The organism is Floridaenema flaviceps BLCC-F50 (genome assembly GCF_041929275.2).
Lineage (GTDB): Bacteria > Cyanobacteriota > Cyanobacteriia > Cyanobacteriales > Aerosakkonemataceae > Floridanema > Floridanema flaviceps.
On sequence record NZ_JBHFNR020000001.1, the window covers coordinates 24,154 to 47,321 of the forward strand.

Here is a 23,168-nt window from a genome sequence, read left to right on the forward strand (position 1 = left end):
TCCTGCCCGCCAAAGTTTTCACTTTATTTATATCTACCTACTTAGTTACAGAGGATGAATTACTAAAAATAATTCGTAAAATTGACAATCCCAAAATTATTAAAAATAATACTAAGCCAATGGTGCAAGCGTAACTGATTTCTAAATCTCGGAAAGCTCGATCGTACAGGTAATATACAACTGTTTTAGAACTGTTTCTTGGCCCTCCCTGCGTCATAATATAAACTTCTTCAAAAACTTTGGTTGCTGAAATTGCCGAAATTACTGCTACTAAAAATAGATAGGGTTTCATTAAAGGAACGGTAATATCCCAGTGTTTTCTTAGTCCGTCAGAACCATCGATCGCAGCTGCTTCATAAAGATCGTTAGGAATAGACTGTAACCCAGCTAAATAAATCACCATGTAATAACCTAATCCTTTCCAAATTGTCACTGCCATAACGCTAAACAACACCCAATTTGGACTAGTTAACCAGGGAATTCCCTCGTTAAAACCAATTAATTTTAGTAGTTGATTCAGTAAACCATTTTCCGCATAAAGCCATTTCCAAGCTAATCCAGCAACTACCATTGAAATAATTACAGGTGTGTAATAAGCGGCGCGAAACCAACTAATTCCCCGCAGTTTTTGGTTAACTAAAATTGCCAATGCCAAAGGTAAAATTACTAAAATGGGTACTACTACCACTAAATAAATTAATGTGTTTCTGAAGGTCTGCCAAAATATTTTATCTGCTATTAATCTCTGAAAATTAGCTAATCCTACCCATTCCGGCGCTTGGGTAATATCATATTCGTAACGAGTGAAACTGAGGTAAAATGCTTGGAAAGCAGGCCAAATTACTGTTAATCCTAAAAGTATGATGGCTGGTAATAAAAATAAGTAGGGAGTAATTTGTTTTTGGTTAATTGTCATTGGTAATCAAGCAAGTAAATTTAAGTACGTTGTTGCGCTTTAGCGCTAACAGTAGCGCTGAAGCGCAACAACGTACACTAGCTTAGTTTACTGGCGATCGGCATTCGCCAACCAGTACCAAAGGCGCGATCGGTTATTTTTAATCCTGGAGGTGCTTGGCGGCGTTTAAATTCTGCCCTTGAGACTAACTTTACTACTTTTTGAACTACCGCAGCATCGTGTCCTGAAGCGATAATTTGATCGACTGATTCATGCTTATGAATTAGCTTTTCTAAAATATCATCTAACACATCATAAGATGGTAGGGAATCTTGGTCAACTTGTCCGGGTTTTAGTTCGGCGCTTGGGGGTTTTTCTAACACATTTTCGGGGATAATTTCCCGATAACGGTTTAGCCATTTACAAATTGAATAAACGCGAGTTTTGGGTACATCTGCGATCGCAGCTAATCCCCCATTCATGTCACCATAAAGAGTACAATAACCCACCGCCATTTCTGATTTATTTCCGGTGGAAAGTAGCAGATAACCAAATTTATTGGCTATTGCCATTAACAAGTTTCCCCGAATTCTAGATTGGATATTTTCTTCGGCAATGCCAAACTCTGTTCCGGCAAAGATATTAATTAAACTTTCGTCATAGGTTTGCATTAAATTGGCGATCGGTAAAGTATGAGTACTAATTCCCAAATTTCTCGCTAATGCTAAAGCATCTTTAACCGAATGATCGGAACTATAAGGCGAAGGCATTAACACACCTAACACATTTTCTGCACCTAACGCTTCTCTGGCGATCGCAGCGACTAAAGATGAATCAATCCCGCCACTTAAACCAATTAAAACTTTAGAAAAACCGCATTTATGCGTGTAATCCTGCACCCCTAAAACCAACGCCAACCATATTTCTTCATCCGAATTTTCTGGTTGATTAGCTATAGTTCCAGAAACTAAATCTTGACTTTTTTCATCAAATTCTATAGTTGCCAACTCAGTTTCAAAAGAAGCTAAAGCGCTGATTAATTCCCCTTGACGATTTACGGCAAAACTACTTCCATCAAAAATTAAATCATCATTTCCGCCAATTTGATTTGCATAAATGATTGGTTGCTGATATCTAATGGCACTGTGACTCAGCATTGCTTTGCGTAAATCTGGTTTTCCCACTGAATAGGGAGACGCAGAAACATTGACTGTAAAATCTACACCTATTTTGGCTAAATCTGCGATCGGATTCACTGCATAAGTGCGCTTTCCCCAAAACTCTTCATCATTCCATAAATCTTCACAAATAGTTACCCCAATGCGAACTTGATCTAAAGTAAAATAATTTGCTTCTAAACCAGGTTCAAAATAACGATCCTCATCAAAAACATCATAAGTCGGCAATAACCGTTTATGAAATACCTGTTTAATTTTGCCTTTTTCTAACAAAGCGATACTATTAAATAAAGGCTTGCCTCCGGTAACTTCCGCCTGGGTATTTGGTTCAACTGTACCCACTAAAACTGCTAAATTCTCTGGTAAATCTTGGGCTAATTTATCTAATACAGTTGCCATTCCCTCGACAAAACTAGGCATTAATAATAAATCTCTCGGTGGATATCCACATAAAGAGAGTTCTGGAGTTAACAACAACCTTGCACCTGAATCAACTGCTTTTTTGGCAGCTTTCAGAATAGCTTGGGCGTTACCAGTCAAATCACCGATAATGGGGTTAAGTTGAGCGATCGCTATTTTCATAAATTATCATTTGTCATTTGTTATTTGTCAGTTAGATTCACCAATGACTAAGAACTATTAAATAAATACCAAAGGTTTATCCTTAAACGGCACAAAAGCCTCAGCATCAAATCGATATAAAGTAGCCGGACGACCTGCACCACGAGAAACTTTTATTCCTGTATCGCATAAAAAACCTAATTTTAACAATCGAGAGCGAAAATTGGAATAATCAGAAAAATTTTCTCCTAACACAGTAGTATAAAGCTGATAAAGGTCGTTTAAGGTAAAAACATCTGGCAAAACATCAAAAGCTACGGGACTATACTCTAATTTATTTCGTAACCTTTGATAACCATATTCTAATATTTTATTGTGATCGAAAGCTAATTGGGGAACTAGTTGAATAGGATACCAAGCAATGCCACTTACACCATCAGCAATTAACTCTGCTTCGGCAAATCTCACTAAAGCAAAATAACTTACCGATAGGTAACGGACACCAAAACTATCTGGCCCTTCTCTGGGGTCACGACCTGGCCCGCCAAAGGTATATAATTGTTCCAAATAAAGGTTTTCTACGCGAATTTTTTCCGCTAAAATTCGATATGCCGCATCCTCTAAAGACTCCCCATGTCTAACTAAAGTTCCCGGTAGACACCACTGACCTAAAAACGGTTCCTCATGGCGCATTACTAACAAAACTAACAAGCGATTTTGCGAGGTATCGACAGAAAAAATCACGTTATCCACCCCGACTTTAAAATCAGCTAATGCCTGTTTTTTTAACGGATATGCAATTTTTCTCGTCGTGCGTTCTGACATTCGTATAATTGCTCTCGATCGATATATGCCTCAATAGTCGGCGTTAAACTTGTGGTATCTTTATTTTGACGATAAGCTGTAGAAGAAACATTTGGGCCATTTAGGGAAGCGATCGCTACTTTCGCACCCAAATTCCGCAATTCCCCCAAACTAATCTCTTGTATAGGAGATCCTGGACGAGGTACTACTAATAATTCCACTTGCTGCAACAAATCTTCAACTCTGTACCAACGTGGTAGCTGTTTCACCAAATCCGAACCTACAATTAATGTTAGTTCCGCATCAGGCCATAAATTTTTCGCTTTTTCCACAGTTTCCAAAGTCCGAGGGCTACTTAATTCTTGGTGTAAACCAATATTATATCTTGGAGGAGCGATATCTTTAATTAATAATCGCAACATTGTCGCCCGATGTTCTAACGGCGTTTGGTGAGATTTAAAAGGATTGTCCGAAGCCCAAACTGCTACCCAATCAAAATGTTGAGATAGCCAATTAATTATTGTTTGATGTCCCGTTGTCGGGGGATCGGCACTAGTACCAAAAAGAGCAATTGTTGTCATGATTAATTGGTTGTTGGTAGTTGGAATTTAGCTTTTAGCGTTTGGTTTTTTCGGTTAATTCCGTGAGTGCGGGAGAAATTTCTACTGGGATCTGTTGGGGTTGGGTTAATTGGCGGGTCGCAGCTGGTAAACTAGCTAAAGAACTGCTGGTGCGATCGCGAATTTCCGCCAAACTTGCCGGAGATTTTACCCTTTTTCCTTGTTGTAAAAATAGTTGCAGCAAAGCTTCTTCTCCCTCTAAACTTTCGCTGATTAATCCCAATCGATCGGAGTGAATTTCTCCCTTTTCCCAACGGCGAAAAATTTGTTTCCGACCAGGATAAGTTACTTTATTACTGGACTGTTTCATTGTGGGAATGCCATCAATTTCTACCAGTTTATAAACACCACCAACAGGCGTACCTGTAACTAATTTTGTTCCTAAACCATAACCATCAATACAAGCACCAGCCGCTTTTAATTTAGCAATTTCCCACTCATCCAAATCGCCGCTAGCAAAGATGGGAACTCCTGGTAAAAGCGATCGGACTTTTTGCGACAAATTGGTTAAATTCCCCGAATCTAATCGCACCCCCGACAACTGCATTTCCCCAGCTTCGATCTTTTCTAACAACATTTGGGCAGCGGCAACAGTATCGTAAGTATCTATCAGTAAAGGTGCCCCCGGAAAATACTCGTGAAACGCCTTAAAAGCTTCTTCCTCACTCCCAGAAGTCGCCGTCAACGCCATCACAAAAGCATGAGCCATTGTACCACTAGGTTTTTGCCCCAACTTCAGCGCCGCCAACACATTCGATGTCCCATCTAATCCGGCTGCTAAGGCCGCTCGCGCCGCCCACAAAGCCCCTTGCGGACTAAAAGCCCGTCGCGTGCCAAATTCCAGCAAAGTCGCCTCTGGGCCTGCCACATCTCGCAGTCGCGCCGCCCTAGTCGCCACCAAAGTCTGATAATTTAGCGTATTCAGCAGGTAAGTTTCCACAATCTGCGCTTGCCATAGCGGTGCTTCCACCCGCAACAAAGGCTCATTAGCAAACACAGCCGTTCCCTCTGGTACCGCCCAAATATCCCCAGTAAAACCCGATTCTGCTAAAAGTGACCAAAATTGAGCAGGCGCGTGTTGGAAAATCCCCGTCGCCCGCAAAGCATCTAGTTGGGCAGGACTAAAGCGAAACTTCTCCAAATAGTCTAAGGCTTGTTCTAAGCCCATCGCAATCAAATAACCAAAACCTTCTGGTAATTGGCGCACAAATAACTCAAAACTAGCCTTTCTCTGATCTAATCCTTTACCCACATAACAAGCCGTCATCGTCAGTTGGTAAAGGTCAGTCAACAAGCTATAATCTTCGGGATAAAGCGTGAGTTCCCTATCCTCCAAGGTTTCTGCCTGTTGAGTATTTTCAGGAGCTAAACATTTGCAGTCCGGGGCAACAGTCATAGCCCAACTTCCTAATCAAGTTTGATTAATCCAATTATAGTAACTTTCACCAAAATATTGTCAAGGGATTTTGTGAAGATTGCATGAAATCGGGACTGGGGACTGAGAAAGTTTTGAGTTTTGAGTTTTGAGTTAGGAAGAGTTGGACAGTTTTAAGTTTTAAATTCTCCCCTGCCCCTCTGCCCCTCTGCCCCTCTGCCCCTCTGCCCCTCTGCCCCTCTGCCCCTCTGCCCCCAGTCCCCTCCATCTGAAAAATTCTTGTGCAGTGATTAACAAATAATACAAAGTGTATAGATTTAGTAGTTTAACTAAACAATTAGGGGAGTTTAGGACAAAGTATTGCAAACATAATCAAACAAGTGTTGCAATGATGGTTGCTCGATCGAATTTTATAGATAATAAAAATCAGATAGACAAAAAACTATCTCACTATATATCGAAAGGGAGAACAATTTTATGGCTAAGATACCTGAAATGTTTGACCGCGTGACTCAGTTCTTCTCGGAAGCTTTAACCAGAATTTTCAGCCCTCCAGAAGATAAAGATTATCCTGAAATTGGTGTCCAACCTTTTGAAGGAGACGCTTACAAAAAAACCTCTAGAGGTTCAGATTATTAATTGTGCAAAGAAGTAATCCGTTTGTTAATCAAGGTCAAACATCTAACTTTTTGTAGGCTATGCGATTTGCTTGTGGGAAATTCTGCGATCGCCTAGCCTCCTGTTATCATTCAAAATTTCATTGTCATTTCTTCCTAGATAAAATGGGTGGCGAAATTAATTTTCCACCCAATTTTAATTTAACGCTGAAGCGTTCACAACGAACACAATACAGGTTCGTTGTAAACACTTTAGTGTTTCAGCGAAGACAGCGCTTACAACGAACTTGTTAATGTTTCAATTAATAAAAAGCAAAAAGCTGCACTACCAACAGGAACTGTTAAGTTATCTACGCCTAATTTTGAGAAAGTTTCTAAGGCAGTGGCGACTAAAGCAACAGCTATGGATACTACATAAGTTTGCCAGATGTTACCTTGTACAGCTAATAAAATTAAACTAGTGACTACGAAACTTACTACAGCCATTGTTAACGAACCTTCCCAACTTTTTTGGATACCGCCAATTTTGTAGGGATGTTTTCCGTATTTTTGTCCGATTAAAGCTGCTAGTCCATCGCCCCAAGTCATGACTAAAATACCTATGGCAGCGTATTGGGGTTGTTGGATCTGCCAAAACCAAGCTACTAGAATACCAATACTTAAAGCGTAAAAGAAAGTGCCTAAACTTTTGCGTCCAACACTATTTATGCCGGGAAGGATGGGAAATTTATAAGATAAAAGTGTGATGGTACTCGCTAAAATAGAAGCGGTAATTCCTACCCAAGCAGGGATTTCTAACCACCAAGCGAGGAGAATTACTTGTCCAGTTCCGATGTGTACTACTTTGCGAATTTTTTCGGGATCTGTGTTGGTGTAACGGTGCAATAATTCAGCAGTCAGGACGATCGCACACACCCAAACAGCCGCGATCGCAATTTTAAACCACAAACTTGATATGAATGGAAAACTTGACACAGTTGTTAATTTAATGAAAATTTTACTAATTTGGCTAATTCGTGGCTATCAGATGTTCATTTCGCCCTTGTTTCCACCTTCCTGCCGCTATCAGCCCACTTGTTCTAAGTATGCCATGCAAGCGATCGAACGTTTCGGCCCTTGGCGCGGAACGTGGATGGCAATACGTCGCATCTTGCGCTGTCACCCCTTCCATCCCGGTGGTTACGATCCTGTTCCAGAAGTTGATGCTTGTTCTTGTCACCCGGAAACAGGAGATTTTGCAGATAAAACAATAAATAACAATTTAAAATAGTTTTATGTTTAACCGTGACCATTACTACGTTGATTAAGTAAGTATTGCCAGATTTGATTTACTTCCGCTTGCATTTCTCTGATTTGAGCTTGCGATTCTCTCATGATTGCGCGATCGGCTTCCCCATTTCTAGTCAGTCTTCCCACTGCATCTACTAAAGTTTCGATCGCCGCTTCCGTTCTATTTTGTCTCTCAGATAATCCACCTAATATTCTTTGCACTTCAAAAACTAAGCTATCCATACGAGTAGCTAGCTGTTGCTGCTGTTGTTCTAGCTGTTGTTGTTGTTCAGCGAATTGTCGTTGTTGTTGTTGTACTAGCTGTTCTAGCTGCTGCTGTTGTTGAGCAAATTGTTTTTGTTGTTGCGCTAGCTGCTGCTGCTGTTGAGCAGTTTCTTGCAAAATTGCTTCTATACGGTCTAATCTCTCTGTCATCTTTGTTTCTCTGGTTTTAGCAAGCTTAACTCTTATTATCGCTTGTATTGATTGCAGTGCAGTTTCAATCCCTGATAGGAATTAATTGAAGTTTAAACATTACTGGGGGTGTTGGGTGTTGGGTGTTGGGTGTTGGGGAAATTCTCTTCTTCTAGGTTTCAATCCCTGAAAGGGATTAATTGAAGTTTAAACAATTGTACAGTTGTTAATCCCATGTTTCCCTCACCTTTTCAATCCCTGAAAGGGATTAATTGAAGTTTAAACTATCTTTGGAAACATCTTTCCAAGGTTTATTCATATCTAATTTTCAATCCCTGAAAGGGATTAATTGAAGTTTAAACTCCCCGATTGTACCTTACCGCAATGCGGGAATTTTTCGCCTTTTCAATCCCTGAAAGGGATTAATTGAAGTTTAAACGGAATTTGGCATCAAGATTTGAAATCGTGGGAAGTTTTTCAATCCCTGAAAGGGATTAATTGAAGTTTAAACAAAAGATTAAATCTAAGCTTGATGGCGCACGAAATTTTTTCAATCCCTGAAAGGGATTAATTGAAGTTTAAACTGCGGCACTCCGAAACCCTTATGATATGTAATTTTCGAGGTACAGTTGCGCCAGACAAAATAAATTTATCATTTCAGCCCGCAGCGTGTAAATACCTCTCAAAGGCATTTTCGCCAAAACCCTTACCACGCAAGCATTACAAACATTGCGCGGATAACAATTCCCCCATAAAAACCCCAAACACTTGTACATTAAGGATTTGAAGCTCAAAATAGACAACACTGCCAAAAACACCCACCCATTCGCGCAACCTGTCTATGAAACCCTACCAAAAAATCCCCATTTTAGAATGTGGCGAACCCCTAACACCCATTCCCCTAGAACACTTTGCTGCCCAAACACCCCACGCTTACGAAAAACTCCGCGCCCCTTACGGCAAACTTTCACCCTATTATCTCCGGGAAACTGTCCTGGAAAACCTGATTCAAGCGCAAAACCAACTACAGCTAACCCATCCTGACTGGCGAATTTTGATTTTTGACGCTTACCGACCAGTAGCAGTGCAGCAATTTATGGTTGATTATACCTTTGCTGAACTAGTCAACGATCGACAACTAAACCTTGACGAATTAAACCAAACTCAAATCGAAGAACTTTGGCAACAAGTATATCAATTTTGGGCAGTACCGAGCCTCGATCCTGCGACACCACCACCCCACAGCACAGGCGCAGCGATCGATGTTACCTTAGTTGATGAAAATGGCAATTTAGTTAACATGGGTTCTGCCATTGATGAAATTTCCCCAGTTTCTTTTCCCGATTACTTTGCTAATAGTAACGAATTCCCAGAAACAGAATATCATGCTCATCGACAATTGTTGTTTGAGGTGATGCGAAGTGCAAATTTCCAACAACACCCTAACGAATGGTGGCACTTTTCTTACGGCGATCAAATGTGGGCTTGGTTATCCCAACAACAACAACCCAATCAACGGTTTACAGCCAGTTATGGTAGAATTTGAACGATATTAGTTATCACTTATTAATCAAATTTAATAGTACGTTGTTGCGCTTTAGCGCTAAACCTAGCGCTAAAGCGCAACAACGTACCTTTATTTTTTAGTTACTAGTTTCCTAAAAACCAATTTCATGGTAACAATTCCTTGACTAATTTTGAATCTTTGAGTATACAGATACCCGACTTCTTCAAGAAGTCGGGTATCTGGTTTTCAGCCTTTTTTATTCTGTTAATTTCACTTGTCCGCTAGTAGCTAAAACTCTCGCACTTACACCAAACACGCGCAACAAACCTTCGGAATCAGCATGATTATAGCTACCTACACCTTCCATTGAAGCGTTTTCTTCCGAATATAAAGAATGTGCCACATCAGTCGCCGCCAAAAAGGAAATATTTCCCTTATAAATTGCTACTTTAATTGTTCCCGTTGCCAACTCTGCGGTACATTTAATCGCCTGAAGTGCCATCTTAGTCGCCAAATCATACCAGTAACCTTGATAGATTTGTTTGGCAATTAATAAAGATAACTGATCGTAAAACTCACGGGCGCGACGATCCAAAATTAATTGCAACAAATAAGCATAACAAGTCCCTAACAACTCAACCCCTGGACTTTCATAAACTCCCCGTGATTTAATTCCGACAAAACGGTTTTCTACTAAGTGAGTGCCAATACCTAAACCATACTTTCCACCGATCGCATTTGTTTGCAAAAATGCTTCCACCAAACCTACAGAATTACCATTAATTGTTACCGGAACACCCTTTTCAAATCTCACAGTAAATTCTCCCGTTTCATCAGGCGCATCAACCGGATAACAACCCATAATTGGTTTAACAAAATGTGCCGGAGTTGTTAACTCTTCCAACATTCCCGACTCATGAGTTAAACCTAACAAATTCGCATCGGTTGAATAAGGTTTATCTTTAGTAGCAGAAACAGGCAAACCCTTTTCCTGGCAAAAATCAATCATTTCGCTACGTCCAGGGAAACGGGCTAAAAATTCCTCATCGCGCCAAGGAGCATAAACTTCAAATTCAGGAGCTAACATATTAGTAATTAATTGGAAGCGTACTTGGTCATTTCCCCTACCAGTAGCGCCATGACTAAAAATAGTTAAACCCCGTTTTTTCATCTCCAAAATCATCGCTTTGGCTAACACACAGCGGGCAATCCCTGTTGTATTCCAATAGCGTCCTTCATAACAAGCTTGAGCTTGAATTACATCTATACCAGCTTGTGCGATCGCCTCTCTAGCAGGTAATAATACAAAATCAGTTGCCCCAGCTTGCAACATTCTTTGGCGAACTGCTTCAATATCATCTTCATCCGGTTGTCCCAAGTCAGCTGTAAAACAGACAACATTTACCCCGATATCAGTCAGCCAACGAGTAATTGTACAACTATCTAATCCACCCGATCCGGCAAATGCAACTGTTTTCCCTTTCAAATCCTGTGCTTTCATCGCCAATTTTCCTTTAAAGTAGCTGCTAATAAAACCAAAAGCCTAAAAAGACAAACTCTTATTATCTACCAATAGCGATCGATATCTGTCCCCCAAGGCACAGTTTTTTGGGGACTGGGGATTGGGGACTGGGGACTGGGGACTGGGGACTGGGCGACAAGGGGACAAGGGGGCAAGGGGGCAAGGGGACAAGGGGACAAGGGGACAAGGGGACAAGGGGACAAGGGGACAAGGGGACAAGGAGAATTTTGGCCTTCTGCCTTTCCCAGTCCCTAGTCCCCAGTCCCCAGTCCCTAGTCCCCAGTCCCCAGTCCCCAGTCCCCAGTCCCCACATTGACACCAAGCCGATCGCCAAGTAACATAAAGCCTTGACCAACTAAGCCAAGAAGCTCTCTTACAGGTGTTTTTCAGCGTTGTCATTCCCACTTATAACCGTCAACCTATACTGGAAAAATGCCTCAAAGCTTTAGAAAAGCAGCATTTGTCCCCAAATAGCCCGATTACTGGCTACGAAGTGGTATTAGTCGATGATGGTTCTACTGATAATACCCTGTCTTGGTTGGCATCCCACGCTGCCCAACTGCCTCATGTTAGGTTATTTCAGCAAAGTCACCAAGGGCCTGCCGCTGCCCGGAATTTGGGTGTGGAAAAGGCGATCGGTGACACAATTATATTTATTGATAGCGATTTAGTAGTAACTGAAAATTTCCTGCAAGCCCATGCAGATGCTTTAGTAGCAGGGTATCAGAAAATCGGGAGCGATCGCCTTTTTACCTACGGACGAGTAATTAACACCTGTAACTTCGATAATCCCACAGCTGAACCTTATAAAATCACTGATTTTTCAGCAGCCTATTTTGCTACCGGAAATGTGGCAATTTCCCGACATTGGTTAGAAAAAGCTGGATTATTTGACACCCAATTTCAACTTTATGGTTGGGAAGACTTAGAACTAGGAGTACGCTTAAAAAAATTCGATTTAAAACTGATTAAATGTCCCGCCGCTGTAGGATATCATTGGCATCCACCCTTTGCATTAAACCAAATTCCCAACTTAATTGAAAAAGAAATTCAACGCGGACGTATGGGAGTTTTATTTTACCGAAAACATCCCAGTTGGTCAGTAAAAATGATGATTCAAATGACTTGGATACACCGTTTACTTTGGGGAATCTTATCTTTGGGCGGTAGCCTCAACGAACGTACCCTTGCCCCATTATTACAAGCATTAATCAACCAAGGTAAACCACAATTAGCCCTGGAAATCGCCAGAATTTTTCTCAATTGGTACAACGTCAAAGCAGTTTATCAAGCAGCAATCTCAAACCATTTTAAATATTAGATTTGAGAAGCTCGAAAATCGAAAATTGAAAATTGAAAATCGAAAATCCTTGATCCCAGCCATTTAACATCACCACAAATCCAATAACACCACTAAAATTGAAAATCGAAAATCCTTGATCCCAGCCATTTAACATCACCAGCAAATCGCAAAGATATGGTATGTTAATATGGCTATTTTCACACACCGACTTGGTGTTGAATCTTTTTTCAGGAAGTAACAGCTTCCCCAAATACAGCAATTCACTTTTAAATGTGAGATGTAATATGCTTAATCGGGCAAAATTTTTAGGAGTGGTTTCAGGATTAGCTGTTTTAGTAGCTGCTTGTTCTGATAGCACCCAAAGCGCTACAAATACCACCACCCCAGCTGCGGATACCGCTGCCAATGTCAGCACTACTGCACCTGCTGGAGAAAAAAACACAACTCCAGCTATCAACATTAGCAGCTTGGGTGTGAAAGATGTCGGCGAAATCAAATTTCAGACACCACCTGCCACCGTTTTAAATGGTTTTTTTGATGCTGTGAATAACTCAGGGGGACTAAAACATAATGTAAGTAAAAATGGCACCCTTACATTAACTGGTTGGGCAATCATCCCAGAAAAAACCAAAACAGCTGAAAAAGTGATTATTACCTTACCAGATAGTAATCAAATTGTCGCGATCGCTAATGTAAATTTAGCCAGACCTGACGTAGCCAAAGCTATCAAAAATCCAGCCTACAAAAACGCAGGCTGGACTACTTCATTTAAAGCCAACACTTTGCCCACAGGTAGGGTACTCTTAAGAGCTTGGGCTTACGATCCGGCTACCAAGACAGCAACAGGGCTGAAAAATATCCATGAACTTACTGTTGCCGAATAATGGGAACAAGTTTCCCCTAACTTTGCCAAATTGTGTTAGTTTAGGAATTGCTGTCTAAAATCACACATCTGAGGTTTCGGGTGTTTCTGTCACACAAAGCGATCGGAGATGCCCTCAGATGGAGGATTAACCCGAAAGGAGTTTAAAAAATTATGCCAGTTGTCTCTTTGGCTCAAATGATGGAGTCTGGTGTTCACTTTGGGCACCAAACTCGCCGCTGGAATCCGAAAATGTCCCCTTACATTTACACATCTCGTAACGGGGTACATATTATCGATCTAGTCCAAACTGCTCAGTTGATGGAGGAAGCTTACACCTTCATGCGAACTGCGGCAGAACAAGGGAAAAAATTCCTGTTTATTGGCACCAAGCGCCAAGCAGCGGGGATTATTGCCCAAGAAGCTTCTCGTTGCGGTGCTTATTATGTTAACCAACGTTGGTTAGGCGGAATGCTTACCAACTGGACAACTATTAAAACCAGAGTCGAACGTCTCAAAGATTTAGAAAGACGGGAAGAAAGCGGCGCACTGGATTTATTGCCGAAAAAAGAAGCTGCCGTTTTGCGCCGGGAAATGGAAAAGCTGCAAAAGTATTTGGGCGGCATTAAGTTAATGCGGAAAATTCCCGATGTGGTTTTAATTGTGGATCAGAAACGGGAATATAACGCGGTTCAAGAGTGCCAGAAACTAGGATTAACGATCGTTTCCTTGTTAGATACAAACTGCGATCCAGATGTAGTTGATATTCCGATTCCGGCAAATGATGACGCAATTCGATCGATTAAGCTAATTATAGGTAAGTTGGCAGATGCGATTTACGAAGGTCGTCACGGTCAACTAGATGTAGCTGAAGAAGAAGATTACGAAGATTACGAAGGTACGGAAGACGATCTGGAATACGATGAAAGTGATTTCGTAGATTCTGACGAAGACGAAGATACTGAGGAATAATCACGTTGAATCCGTAAAAACTAGATTAGGTAAGGGCAAGAGATGGCGGAAATATCTGCAAAACTAGTTCAAGAACTGCGTAAAAAGACGAATGCAGGGATGATGGATTGCAAAAAAGCACTCCAAGAAACTGAAGGTGATGTTGAAAAGGCGATCGACTGGCTGCGGCAAAAAGGAATGCTCAAGGCTGGTAAGATTGAAACCAAATCAGCCACAGATGGATTAGTGGGTAGCTACATTCATACTGGTGGCAGAGTAGGAGTTTTGGTGGAAGTGAACTGCCAAACAGACTTTGTTGCCCGTAATGAAGCTTTCAAAGCCTTAGTGCAGAATATCGCTATGCAAATCGCTGCTTGCCCTAACGTCGAGTATGTTAAGGTTAGCGATATCCCAGGTGAGATTGTGGAAAAAGAAAAAGCGATCGAAATGGGACGCGAAGATTTAGCGAATAAGCCAGCTAACATCAAAGAAAAAATTGTCCAAGGGCGGATTGAAAAACGCCTCACAGAGATGACATTGCTCGATCAACCTTACATTAAAGATCAAAATATCTCAGTGGAAGAGTTGATTAAACAAAATGTTGCTCAGTTGGGCGAAAACATTCAAGTTCGTCGCTTTGTACGCTTTGTACTCGGTGAAGGATTAGAAAAAGAAGAAAGCAACTTTGCTGAAGAAGTTGCAGCCCAAATGGGGGGTAATAAATAACTACTTCGATCCCCCTAAATCCCCCTTAATAAGGGGGACTTTGAAGAGATCCCCCTTGTGTTTTGGGGGGTTAGGCAGGGCTAATTCATGGTCAACAGAGAAATTGATTTGTGTAGCAGAGATGATGCAAACAAAGGAAAAATCATCTAGCTTCTCTTTCTCCCCTTGTCCCCTTGTCCCCTTGTCCCCCCATCTGTTTAATTTTCTTTGATGACAATGAAGTAGCCCTGGGGTTAGGGGGGATCTAACTTGTGTTAAATAGTTAATACTTTTGTAGATTTTCAGCATTGCGGTACTGTTAAATTAATACCGCAATGCTTTATGTATTATTAAATTTCCAGTAAAATTATGGCAAGAGCAATTGAGCGAATTGAACGGGAAATTGGGGTACTAGAGCAGACGATCGCAGAACTCGCAGAAGAATTTTACAAGATCTATAGCGGTTATTTGACTGCTTTAGGTCAAGGAATCCGGCAACAGCTGATCGTGGCAACTTATCATTTATGTACGCAAAGTTATCCCCAAGAATTTCTCAGTTTGTCTTTTAATCAGCGGCAAAAGTTGCAACAGACAATCAAACAATTGGCAGATCGTACTGCACAAGAGTTAATTATTCAAGTCAACTCACCGATGCAGGAAAAATCACGTTCATCGTCAATAAAGGAACTGGAAATTAGCGAACTTCGGGAATTAATTGAGGAAAGTATTGCCGAAGTAGAACCACAGGAAAGTGATGAAGAAAAGCCTGTTTCGGAGTCGGATTCTCCATTAAGTAATTCTGAAGCTACAACGGAAAAGCCAAATACTCAGATTAAAAATCCCGAAGCTTTGTTACAATGGCAGGAAAAATTAGAAAGTGCGATCGCCAAAAGTTTGCAAAAGCTTTCTCGCGACAGTAACTTAAAATTACAGCAAGCAGGATTATTACCCAAAAAACTGCCCGAACCTGTTTTAGAAGCAGCTGCTAAAGTGGAAGCAGCAGCGGAAACAATGCCGGGACCACCAAATTTATTAAACTTGGTAATTGAGACAGAAAGCGATCGAGAATCCCAAAGTTCCACCGTTACACATTTAGTTGCTATCCATCTCCGCTTGTCAGAAATCGAATTTCCTGACTCCACCCTAACCACAATGCGTCAGCAAATTAGAAACCTCTCAGTAAGACTACATACAACCCGCCGAGAGTATCAGAAAAAACAGCGAGAAAAAGCGATCGCACAAGCAGAATTAGCTTGGCGTGCTAGTTGGTTTGATTAATCCTTGTTATTGGTTATTAGTCATTCGTCATTGGTCATTTGTTAGACTATAAATCTAAAATCTAAAATCGGAAACTTGGTTTATGACTAATCCTCAACCCGATTGGGTAAGGTGGCAAAAAGCCTTAGAAGTAGAAGAAAAAAGCGGTTTTGTTGACTTAATAGGCAATCAATACCGCTTTAGTGAGTTTCTTTGCCTAACTTTTGGTAAACCTCCCACACTTTTAGATTCAGAATGGCGGAATAACTGGCAAGAAATGGCAAGTAGATTTGCGAAATATCCCAACTTGTCAATTACTGAACGAGAAAATTTAGTTAAACTAGCCAAGTTATTTCTCCAAGCTTCTGAAGAAGAATGTCAAAGAATTTGGCAACAAAGGAGTAAATTAACAGAGAAACTAGAGAACAACGAAACCTTAAAACAATTACCAACTCCCAACTACCAACTCCCAACTACCCAACCAGAAATTTACTTAGATCAACCCTTAAGAGAAGTACCAAAATTAGGAATTACCAGAAGTAGACATTTAGCCAAATTAGGACTTTATACAGTTCGGGATTTACTGTTTTATTATCCTCGCGATCATATCGATTATTCCCAACGAGTTGATATTTCTCAGCTAGAAGCTGGCGAAACCGTAACTATTGTCGCCACTATTAAACGCAGTGAATGTTTTACTAGTCCCAAAAATAAAAAATTAACTATTTTAGAAATAGTCTTACAAGACCGTTACGGTAAAATGCGGTTAAGTAGATTTTTTGCAGGTAATCAATATACTAATCGCGGTTGGCAAGAATCCATTAAAAAGCGTTATCCTGCGGGAGGAATAATTGCCGCATCTGGATTAGTTAAAGCGACTAAATATGGCTTAACTTTACAAGATCCCGAAATGGAAATGTTAGCCAGTCCGGGAGATAACATTGAATCAATTAATATTGGTAGAGTTGTACCAATTTATCCTTTAACTGAGGGAGTACCCGCTGATGTAGTGCGACAAGCGGTAATGGCAGTGTTACCAGCAACCGCACAAATTGAAGATCCTTTGGTGGAGGGATTGCGCGATCGCTACGGATTAATTAAACTACAAGATGCCATTAATAACATTCATTTTCCCACAGATAGCAACAGCAAAGAAGCAGCCAGAAGACGTTTAGTATTCGATGAATTCTTTTATTTACAATTAGGATTTCTCAAACGTCGGCAAACATTACGCCAAACTCAAGCCTCAGCAATTTTAGCCCCCACAGGTAAACTAATCGAAAAATTCTATCAAGTATTACCCTTTAAATTAACAGGCGCACAACAAAGAGTAATCAACGATATTCTCAACGACTTACAAAAACCTACACCCATGAATCGATTAGTTCAAGGAGACGTAGGTGCAGGGAAAACAGTAGTAGCAGTAGTCGCCATTCTCGCCGCCATTCAAGCAGGTTATCAAGCCGCATTAATGGCACCCACAGAAGTATTAGCCGAACAACATTATCGCAAATTAGTTACTTGGTTTAACCTCCTACATTTGCCCGTAGAATTGCTCACAGGTTCCACTAAAGCCGCCAAACGTCGAGAAATTCACGCCCAATTAGAAGACGGAACTTTGCCTTTATTAGTAGGTACTCACGCCTTAATTCAAGACAAAGTTAACTTTCACAGTTTAGGTTTAGTAGTAATTGATGAACAACATCGTTTCGGCGTTCATCAACGCGCCAAACTACAACAAAAAGGCGCACAACCTCACGTATTAACCATGACAGCAACCCCAATTCCCCGCACCTTAGCCTTAACATTACATGGGGATTTAGATGTTAGTCAAATCGATGAATTACCCCCAGGAAGACAAGCGATTAATACAGTAGCTTTATCAGGAAAAGAACGCAACGAAGCTTACGATTTAATCCGCCGAGAACTTGTTCAAGGCAGACAAGTTTATGTTGTTTTACCTTTAGTTGAAGAGTCAGAAAAATTAGATCTTAGGGCAGCAACAGTAGAATACGAAAAATTACAAGAAAGCATATTTCCCGAATTTAAAGTTGGCTTACTTCATGGTCGCATGACTTCAGCCGAAAAAGAAGAAGCAATCAACGATTTCCGAGACAATGAAACCCAAATATTAGTAGCTACAACAGTAATTGAAGTTGGTGTAGATGTGCCAAACGCCACAGTAATGTTAATCGAAAATGCCGAACGTTTTGGCTTATCTCAATTACACCAATTACGAGGTAGAGTTGGTCGTGGTAGCCATAAATCTCACTGTTTATTAATGAGTAATAGCACCACCGCAGATTCCCGGCAACGTTTAAGTGTTTTAGAACAATCTCAAGACGGCTTTTTTATCTCAGAAATGGATCTGCGTTTTCGTGGTCCCGGACAAGTTTTAGGAACCAGACAATCTGGTTTACCAGACTTTGCTTTAGCCAGTTTAGTAGAAGATCAAGAAGTTTTAAATTTGGCGCGAGATGCCGCAGAATTAGTCATGCTTCAAGACCAACATTTACAAAACTCTTTGCTAAAAGCCGAGTTAGAATACCGCTATCAAAAATTAATGGGTGGCACAATTTTAACTTGAGCATTAATTACGCATCCAAGTGGAAAAACTCTATATTTGATAGTGCAATAAGTAGGTGTAAATAAATAAAGTGATAATAGTTATATGAGGATGGGGCAGGCAGGATGCCCACCCCACAAGAAAACTATATTTCTTGTGGGGCAGGCAGGATGCCCACCCCACAAGAAAACTATATTTCTTGTGGGGCAGGCAGGATGCCCACCCCACAAGAAAACTATATTTCTTGTGGGGCAGGCAGGATGCCCACCCTACAAGAAAGCTGTATTTCTTGTGGGGCAGGCAGGATGCCCACCCTACAAGAAAGCTGTATTTCTTGTGGGGCAGGCAGGATGCTCACCCCACAAGAAAGCTGTATTTCTTGTGGGGCAGGCAGGATGCTCACCCCACAAGAAAGCTGTATTTCTTGTGGGGCGGGCATCCTGCCCGCCTTAGTTTTCACTTTATTTATATCTACCTACTTACTCATAATTTTTCTTTTACCTTCCTCTTTAACCGCGAAGTAACTGCAAAAGCAGCGAAGGCAAACAAAGCAAATATAGTATTAGGCTCAGGAACTTTAGAAGTAGGAGTTATCTTGCCAACCAAAACATCATCTATATAACTAGCGTAAGTTGATACGCGAGTATCACCGCCATACTCTCCAAAACTAGAGTTTAATATATTATCAATATCAGGAGGAGATGAACAATTAAATACCCCAAAACACCCGCCAAATGATGTTATTCCAGCAATTAATCCATTGATGAAAGTTGGTCCTCCTGAATCACCAGGGGCGGTACTAACCTCTTGCAAACCTAACCCTAAATCAGGAATACCAAAAAATCCAAAGGCATTATTTTCTGGTAATCCATTATCAAAATCGTATAGCAAGAATGCGTTGGGAAGTATTCCAGGATCTAAATCTTCTCCTAAAACTTCATATACATTTTGACCGGAACGTTTGACTCCAAAAGGAAAATTACTTGGGTTAAAACCCTGATTGCCTTGACCAGAGTAACCATATCCCGCCTTAACGTTGACCTGACCGATTTCATCAGTATTTCGGTAGATATCATACCGTTGGGCTGCTTCTGGTGCCACTGATGCCAGTTCCAATATGGCAAGATCGCCACCAAAAGAGTCGAAATCAGCAAAACCGTCCCAGTCTGGGTAAATAAAAATGTTGGCAGTATTTATACCAAACCTACCTGTCGGCAGATTGAAAAATGCTGTAGCCGCATTTGTGATATTCAAGCCAAAATCGTCAGTGAGACAGTGAGCAGCGGTGAGAATGTGTCGCCCTGAAGGTAGCAGCGAACCCGAACAACCAAAACGTCCCAAACTTTTTTGTAAAAATAAACTTACAATACCGTCAAATCCATTACCGGGACTAACTATGTAGTCATTCGGATTGCCTGGAACTACAAGAGCTTGTGCTCGATCGCCAATTCCAAGAGTTGCGAATAGCCCTGCAAAAATTATTACGCCAGAGGTAATAGTAGTTTTTAGTGATTTTAAAGGACTGTGGAAAGGAGGAAATTGCATTTGATAATCTCCCGTATTAGCTAATAGTTAATCCCTTGGCTTTTTTTAATTGTGTAAACGATATAACTCATCACTAACTCAGTTTCAACTGCCAACTGTAAAATCTCTATTTTGATAGTGCAATACTCATACTTTTTATTTTTCCCTCCTCTTTAACCGCGAAGTAACTGCAAAAGCAGCGAAGGCAAACAAAGCAAATATAGTATTAGGCTCAGGAACTTTAGAAGTAGGAGTTATATTGCCAGCCAAAACATCATCTATATAACTAGCGTAAGTTGATACGCGAGTATCAACTCCAAACTCTCCGAAACTAGCGTTTAGTATGTTATCAATATCAGGAGGAGATAAACAATTAAATTTACTAAAACATACGTTCAAGGATGTTATTCCTGCAATTAGTCCATTAATGAATGTAGGCCCTCCTGAATCACCAGGGGCGGCCATAACCTCTTGCAAACCTAACCCTAAATCAGGAAGATCAAAAAATTCAAAGGCATTATTTTCTGGTAGGCCATTATCAAAATCGTATAGCAAGATTGCGTTGGGAAGTATTCCAGAATCTAAATCTTCTACTAAAACTTCATATACATTTTGACCCGAACGTTTGACTCCAAAAGGGAAATTACTTGAGTTAAAACCCTGATTGCCTTGACCAGAGACACCATATCCCACCTTAACGCTGACCTGACCGATTTCATCAGTATTTCGGTAAATGTCATACCGTTGGGCTGCTTCTGGTGCCACTGATGCGAGTTCCAATATGGCAAGATCGCCACCAAAAGAGTCGGAATCAGCAAAACCGCCCCAGTCTGGGTAGATAAAAATGTTGGCAGTATTTATACCAAACCTACCTGTCGGCAGATTGAAAAATGCTGTAGCCGCATTTGTGATATTCAAGCCAAAATCGTCAGTGAGACAGTGAGCAGCGGTGAGAATGTGTCGCCCTGAAGGTAGCAGCGAACCCGAACAACCAAAACGTCCCACACTTGTTTGTAAAGTTAAACTTACAACACCGTCAAATCCATTACCGGGACTAACTATGTAGTCATTGGGATCGCCGGAAACTACGATAGCTTGTGCTCGATCGCCAATTTCAAGGGTTACGAATAGCCCTGCAACAATTATTACGCCAGAGGTAATAGTAGATTTTATTGATTTCAAAGGGCTGTGGAAAGGAGTAAATTGCATTTGATAATCTCCTGTAATAGCTAATAGTTAAACCCTTGGTTTTTTAAATACTAACAATCGCCCTGTGTTAGTTTTATTAGATTTCGCTGGCATTTCTCTCCAACAAAATCTAACTCATAACTAACTCAGTTTTAAATGCGGAATGTGGGTTCTAACCCAAATACTGTAGAGATTTGCGGTAAAATATTTTCGCAAGCTTCTTTAAAGTTATGAGCTTTTGGCGCTTCTTTGACCAGTCCTTTTAATCTTTGCAGTGCTGAAAATGCCATACTCCGATTTTCTTCAATTCCAGCATTTTTGGCGGCTAATACTAACGCCTGAAGTTGGTTTAATGCTTCAACTTCATTTTCGGGTGGTAAATTTTCATCACTTTCAATTCTTCTTTGCAGTTGTTCTAATAGTTCTCTAATTCCTTCTTGTTCTGGGGGAGGTGATGCAGGTAATTCATTAATTGAATTCTTCACTTCATCGCTAACTGTCTTTAGGTTCATTTGAATTATTTTCCCACTAGCTAATCTAGTAATCAAAGCAAAAGAGGCTAGTTTCCTCCTCTACCTATAGATAGGTTTACCTAGAAAATTATTCATTAAATACAATCAAAAATCTAAATTCGATCGACCTGATTAATTGGTAATTCTATAGTGAATGTTGTCCCTACTTCTGATTTAGAGTGGCAATAAATATTTCCTTGATGTACTTCCGTGATAATCCGCTGGGAAATTGACAACCCTAATCCAGTTCCTATTCCTATTAATTTAGGAGTAAAAACTGGCTCAAATATTCGTTCTTTAATCTCTGCATTCAAGAAGATCTGTATCGCTATCGCATCATCGCTGATTCTTTTACTACTAATAATAATTTGTTTTGGCTCGCAATGCTGACAATTATTTTCGGATTCTAATAAAGCATTAATCGACTTACCAAGCAAAGTTAAAATTACTTGATTGATTTGATTAATATAACATTCTACAGGTGGTAATTCATCAAGATGCTTAATTATTTCTATCTTATTTTTGTAAAATTTATACAGCAATAATAAACTACTTTCAATGCTTACATTAATATTTGCTGCCCTCATTTTCGATTCATCCGAGCCAGAAAATTTTCGCAAATTTTGCACTAATTCGAGAATTCTATCTGCTCCTAATTTAATCGAATCAATGATATAAGGAAAATCCGATCGCACATAATCCAAATCAGCCTCTTCTATAACCTTCTCAATCTCCAGATTAACTGAATAAGTTTGCTGATAAACATCAATAACTTTCATCAATCCTTGGGTATATTCTTCTAAATATGGCAAATTCCCATAGATAAAATTAATCGGATTATTAATCTCATGAGCAATACCAGAAACCAACTGACCTAAAATAGTTAACCTTTCTATTTGCGCTAAATGTACTTGGACTTTTTCAAAATTAGCCTGAGCTTCTTGTAAAGATTGACTTTGCTGTTGTAATTTCTCTGTAGCTTCCCGCAATCTTTGTTCTAACTCTTGTTTAGATTCAATAGTTGCAGTTGAATTAAGTAAAAACTGATAACGTTGATATACAATAAAAAAAGCGATCGCAGGTACTAACTCCACACAATTACCCACCATCGGCCCAAAAACAATATTACTTTCACTTCCTCTGGTAATTTTGAGAAAAATGTAACTTGTACTACCAATTAAAAACAAACTTGCTGTTAATATTGTTAACCAATTAACTTCTACTTTTTTATTGCGCCATAAATTCCTAAACATCAAAACGCTAATTAAAAAATAGCAGCCAGCAATAATTGTATTTTCTAATCCACCTACCAACTCTGCATTAACCAAGATTTGAGCGATCGGAAAACAAATTGTATTCCACATAAATATTGGTATCCCTGTTAAGTACTGGCAGCGTCACCATGATGAATCGGGGGATTAGACGAAACCAGCGCCCAACCATAGACTTATTGCCCAAATCGGCTTATAGAGTAAAGAGTAAAATAGAAAAGTTTAAAAAATTTTCCTTTCCCGATCGACCCTTACCTTTTGAACCTG

At 40.2% G+C, this 23,168-nt stretch carries 21 protein-coding genes and 1 CRISPR repeat array; of the genes, 9 read left to right on the forward strand and 12 right to left on the reverse strand.

The window, feature by feature from the left end:
* Positions 1-37: 37 nt before the first annotated feature.
* The 5 genes from ACE1CI_RS00080 to ACE1CI_RS00100 all read right to left on the reverse strand — a co-directional run bounded on the left by ACE1CI_RS00080 (position 38) and on the right by ACE1CI_RS00100 (position 5,454).
* Entirely contained in the window at positions 38-916 is an 879-nt protein-coding gene (locus ACE1CI_RS00080; RefSeq protein ID WP_496615158.1) for an ABC transporter permease subunit, read from the reverse strand.
* Between the two features lie 77 nt (positions 917-993).
* Positions 994-2,655, reverse strand: a complete 1,662-nt coding sequence (locus ACE1CI_RS00085; RefSeq protein WP_496615159.1) for an NAD+ synthase — start codon at positions 2,653-2,655, stop codon at positions 994-996.
* 57 nt (positions 2,656-2,712) lie between these two features.
* Complete coding sequence (locus ACE1CI_RS00090; RefSeq protein WP_413265297.1) at positions 2,713-3,459, reverse strand: NUDIX hydrolase; 747 nt, start codon at positions 3,457-3,459, stop codon at positions 2,713-2,715.
* Entirely contained in the window at positions 3,420-4,019 is a 600-nt protein-coding gene (locus tag ACE1CI_RS00095; RefSeq protein ID WP_413265296.1) for a nicotinate-nucleotide adenylyltransferase, read from the reverse strand. Before ACE1CI_RS00095 ends, ACE1CI_RS00090 begins: the two co-directional genes overlap by 40 nt.
* Positions 4,020-4,053: 34 nt before the next feature.
* A complete protein-coding gene (locus ACE1CI_RS00100) occupies positions 4,054-5,454 on the reverse strand; it encodes a nicotinate phosphoribosyltransferase (protein WP_413265295.1) in 1,401 nt (466 codons plus the stop codon).
* 456 nt (positions 5,455-5,910) lie between these two features.
* On the opposite strand from ACE1CI_RS00100, the gene ACE1CI_RS00105 reads away from it, so the two are divergent.
* Positions 5,911-6,072, forward strand: a complete 162-nt coding sequence (locus tag ACE1CI_RS00105; RefSeq protein ID WP_413265294.1) for a hypothetical protein — start codon at positions 5,911-5,913, stop codon at positions 6,070-6,072.
* 254 nt (positions 6,073-6,326) lie between these two features.
* Here the strand turns inward: ACE1CI_RS00105 and ACE1CI_RS00110 are convergent, their stop codons facing one another.
* A complete protein-coding gene (locus ACE1CI_RS00110) occupies positions 6,327-7,025 on the reverse strand; it encodes a diacylglycerol/polyprenol kinase family protein (protein WP_413265293.1) in 699 nt (232 codons plus the stop codon).
* 13 nt (positions 7,026-7,038) lie between these two features.
* Between ACE1CI_RS00110 and yidD the strand changes: the two genes are divergently transcribed.
* Positions 7,039-7,320, forward strand: a complete 282-nt coding sequence (gene yidD / locus ACE1CI_RS00115) for a membrane protein insertion efficiency factor YidD (protein WP_413265300.1) — start codon at positions 7,039-7,041, stop codon at positions 7,318-7,320.
* A gap of 8 nt (positions 7,321-7,328) precedes the next feature.
* Here yidD and ACE1CI_RS00120 read toward each other — a convergent pair whose 3' ends face one another.
* Positions 7,329-7,754, reverse strand: coding sequence for a hypothetical protein (locus tag ACE1CI_RS00120; RefSeq protein ID WP_413265292.1), 426 nt, complete (start codon positions 7,752-7,754; stop codon positions 7,329-7,331).
* Between the two features lie 61 nt (positions 7,755-7,815).
* Positions 7,816-8,317: direct repeats of the CRISPR family, unit length 37 nt; unit sequence TTTTCAATCCCTGAAAGGGATTAATTGAAGTTTAAAC.
* A gap of 257 nt (positions 8,318-8,574) precedes the next feature.
* On the opposite strand from ACE1CI_RS00120, the gene ACE1CI_RS00125 reads away from it, so the two are divergent.
* Positions 8,575-9,279: a M15 family metallopeptidase gene (locus tag ACE1CI_RS00125; protein WP_413265291.1), complete on the forward strand. Its 705-nt coding sequence runs from the start codon at positions 8,575-8,577 to the stop codon at positions 9,277-9,279.
* Positions 9,280-9,496: 217 nt separating this feature from the next.
* Here the strand turns inward: ACE1CI_RS00125 and argG are convergent, their stop codons facing one another.
* The gene (argG, locus tag ACE1CI_RS00130) at positions 9,497-10,741 is read right to left on the reverse strand and encodes an argininosuccinate synthase (protein WP_413262791.1); all 1,245 of its coding nucleotides are present in this window, start codon (positions 10,739-10,741) and stop codon (positions 9,497-9,499) included.
* A 400-nt stretch (positions 10,742-11,141) separates the two neighbouring features.
* On the opposite strand from argG, the gene ACE1CI_RS00135 reads away from it, so the two are divergent.
* From ACE1CI_RS00135 to recG, 6 genes are all read left to right on the forward strand, one after another.
* On the forward strand, positions 11,142-12,083 hold the full coding sequence (locus ACE1CI_RS00135) for a glycosyltransferase family 2 protein (protein WP_413266838.1): 942 nt from the start codon (positions 11,142-11,144) through the stop codon (positions 12,081-12,083).
* Positions 12,084-12,349: 266 nt separating this feature from the next.
* Entirely contained in the window at positions 12,350-12,949 is a 600-nt protein-coding gene (locus tag ACE1CI_RS00140; RefSeq protein ID WP_413266839.1) for a hypothetical protein, read from the forward strand.
* A gap of 152 nt (positions 12,950-13,101) precedes the next feature.
* Positions 13,102-13,899, forward strand: a complete 798-nt coding sequence (gene rpsB / locus ACE1CI_RS00145; RefSeq protein ID WP_413266840.1) for a 30S ribosomal protein S2 — start codon at positions 13,102-13,104, stop codon at positions 13,897-13,899.
* Between the two features lie 42 nt (positions 13,900-13,941).
* A complete protein-coding gene (gene tsf, locus ACE1CI_RS00150) occupies positions 13,942-14,604 on the forward strand; it encodes a translation elongation factor Ts (RefSeq protein WP_413266841.1) in 663 nt (220 codons plus the stop codon).
* A 348-nt stretch (positions 14,605-14,952) separates the two neighbouring features.
* Positions 14,953-15,861 carry a hypothetical protein gene (locus ACE1CI_RS00155; RefSeq protein ID WP_413266842.1) on the forward strand — a complete coding sequence of 303 codons (909 nt, stop codon included), beginning with the start codon at positions 14,953-14,955 and terminating at the stop codon, positions 15,859-15,861.
* 82 nt (positions 15,862-15,943) lie between these two features.
* Positions 15,944-18,427 (forward strand): ATP-dependent DNA helicase RecG, encoded by a 2,484-nt coding sequence (gene recG, locus ACE1CI_RS00160; RefSeq protein ID WP_413266843.1) that lies wholly within the window; start codon positions 15,944-15,946, stop codon positions 18,425-18,427.
* A 462-nt stretch (positions 18,428-18,889) separates the two neighbouring features.
* Here the strand turns inward: recG and ACE1CI_RS00165 are convergent, their stop codons facing one another.
* The 4 genes from ACE1CI_RS00165 to ACE1CI_RS00180 all read right to left on the reverse strand — a co-directional run bounded on the left by ACE1CI_RS00165 (position 18,890) and on the right by ACE1CI_RS00180 (position 22,994).
* Positions 18,890-19,951: a trypsin-like serine protease gene (locus ACE1CI_RS00165; RefSeq protein WP_496615160.1), complete on the reverse strand. Its 1,062-nt coding sequence runs from the start codon at positions 19,949-19,951 to the stop codon at positions 18,890-18,892.
* Between the two features lie 135 nt (positions 19,952-20,086).
* Complete coding sequence (locus tag ACE1CI_RS00170; RefSeq protein WP_496615161.1) at positions 20,087-21,139, reverse strand: trypsin-like serine protease; 1,053 nt, start codon at positions 21,137-21,139, stop codon at positions 20,087-20,089.
* Positions 21,140-21,270: 131 nt separating this feature from the next.
* Complete coding sequence (locus ACE1CI_RS00175; protein ID WP_413267106.1) at positions 21,271-21,630, reverse strand: hypothetical protein; 360 nt, start codon at positions 21,628-21,630, stop codon at positions 21,271-21,273.
* A 113-nt stretch (positions 21,631-21,743) separates the two neighbouring features.
* Entirely contained in the window at positions 21,744-22,994 is a 1,251-nt protein-coding gene (locus tag ACE1CI_RS00180) for a sensor histidine kinase (protein WP_413267105.1), read from the reverse strand.
* Between the last annotated feature and the right edge of the window lie 174 nt (positions 22,995-23,168).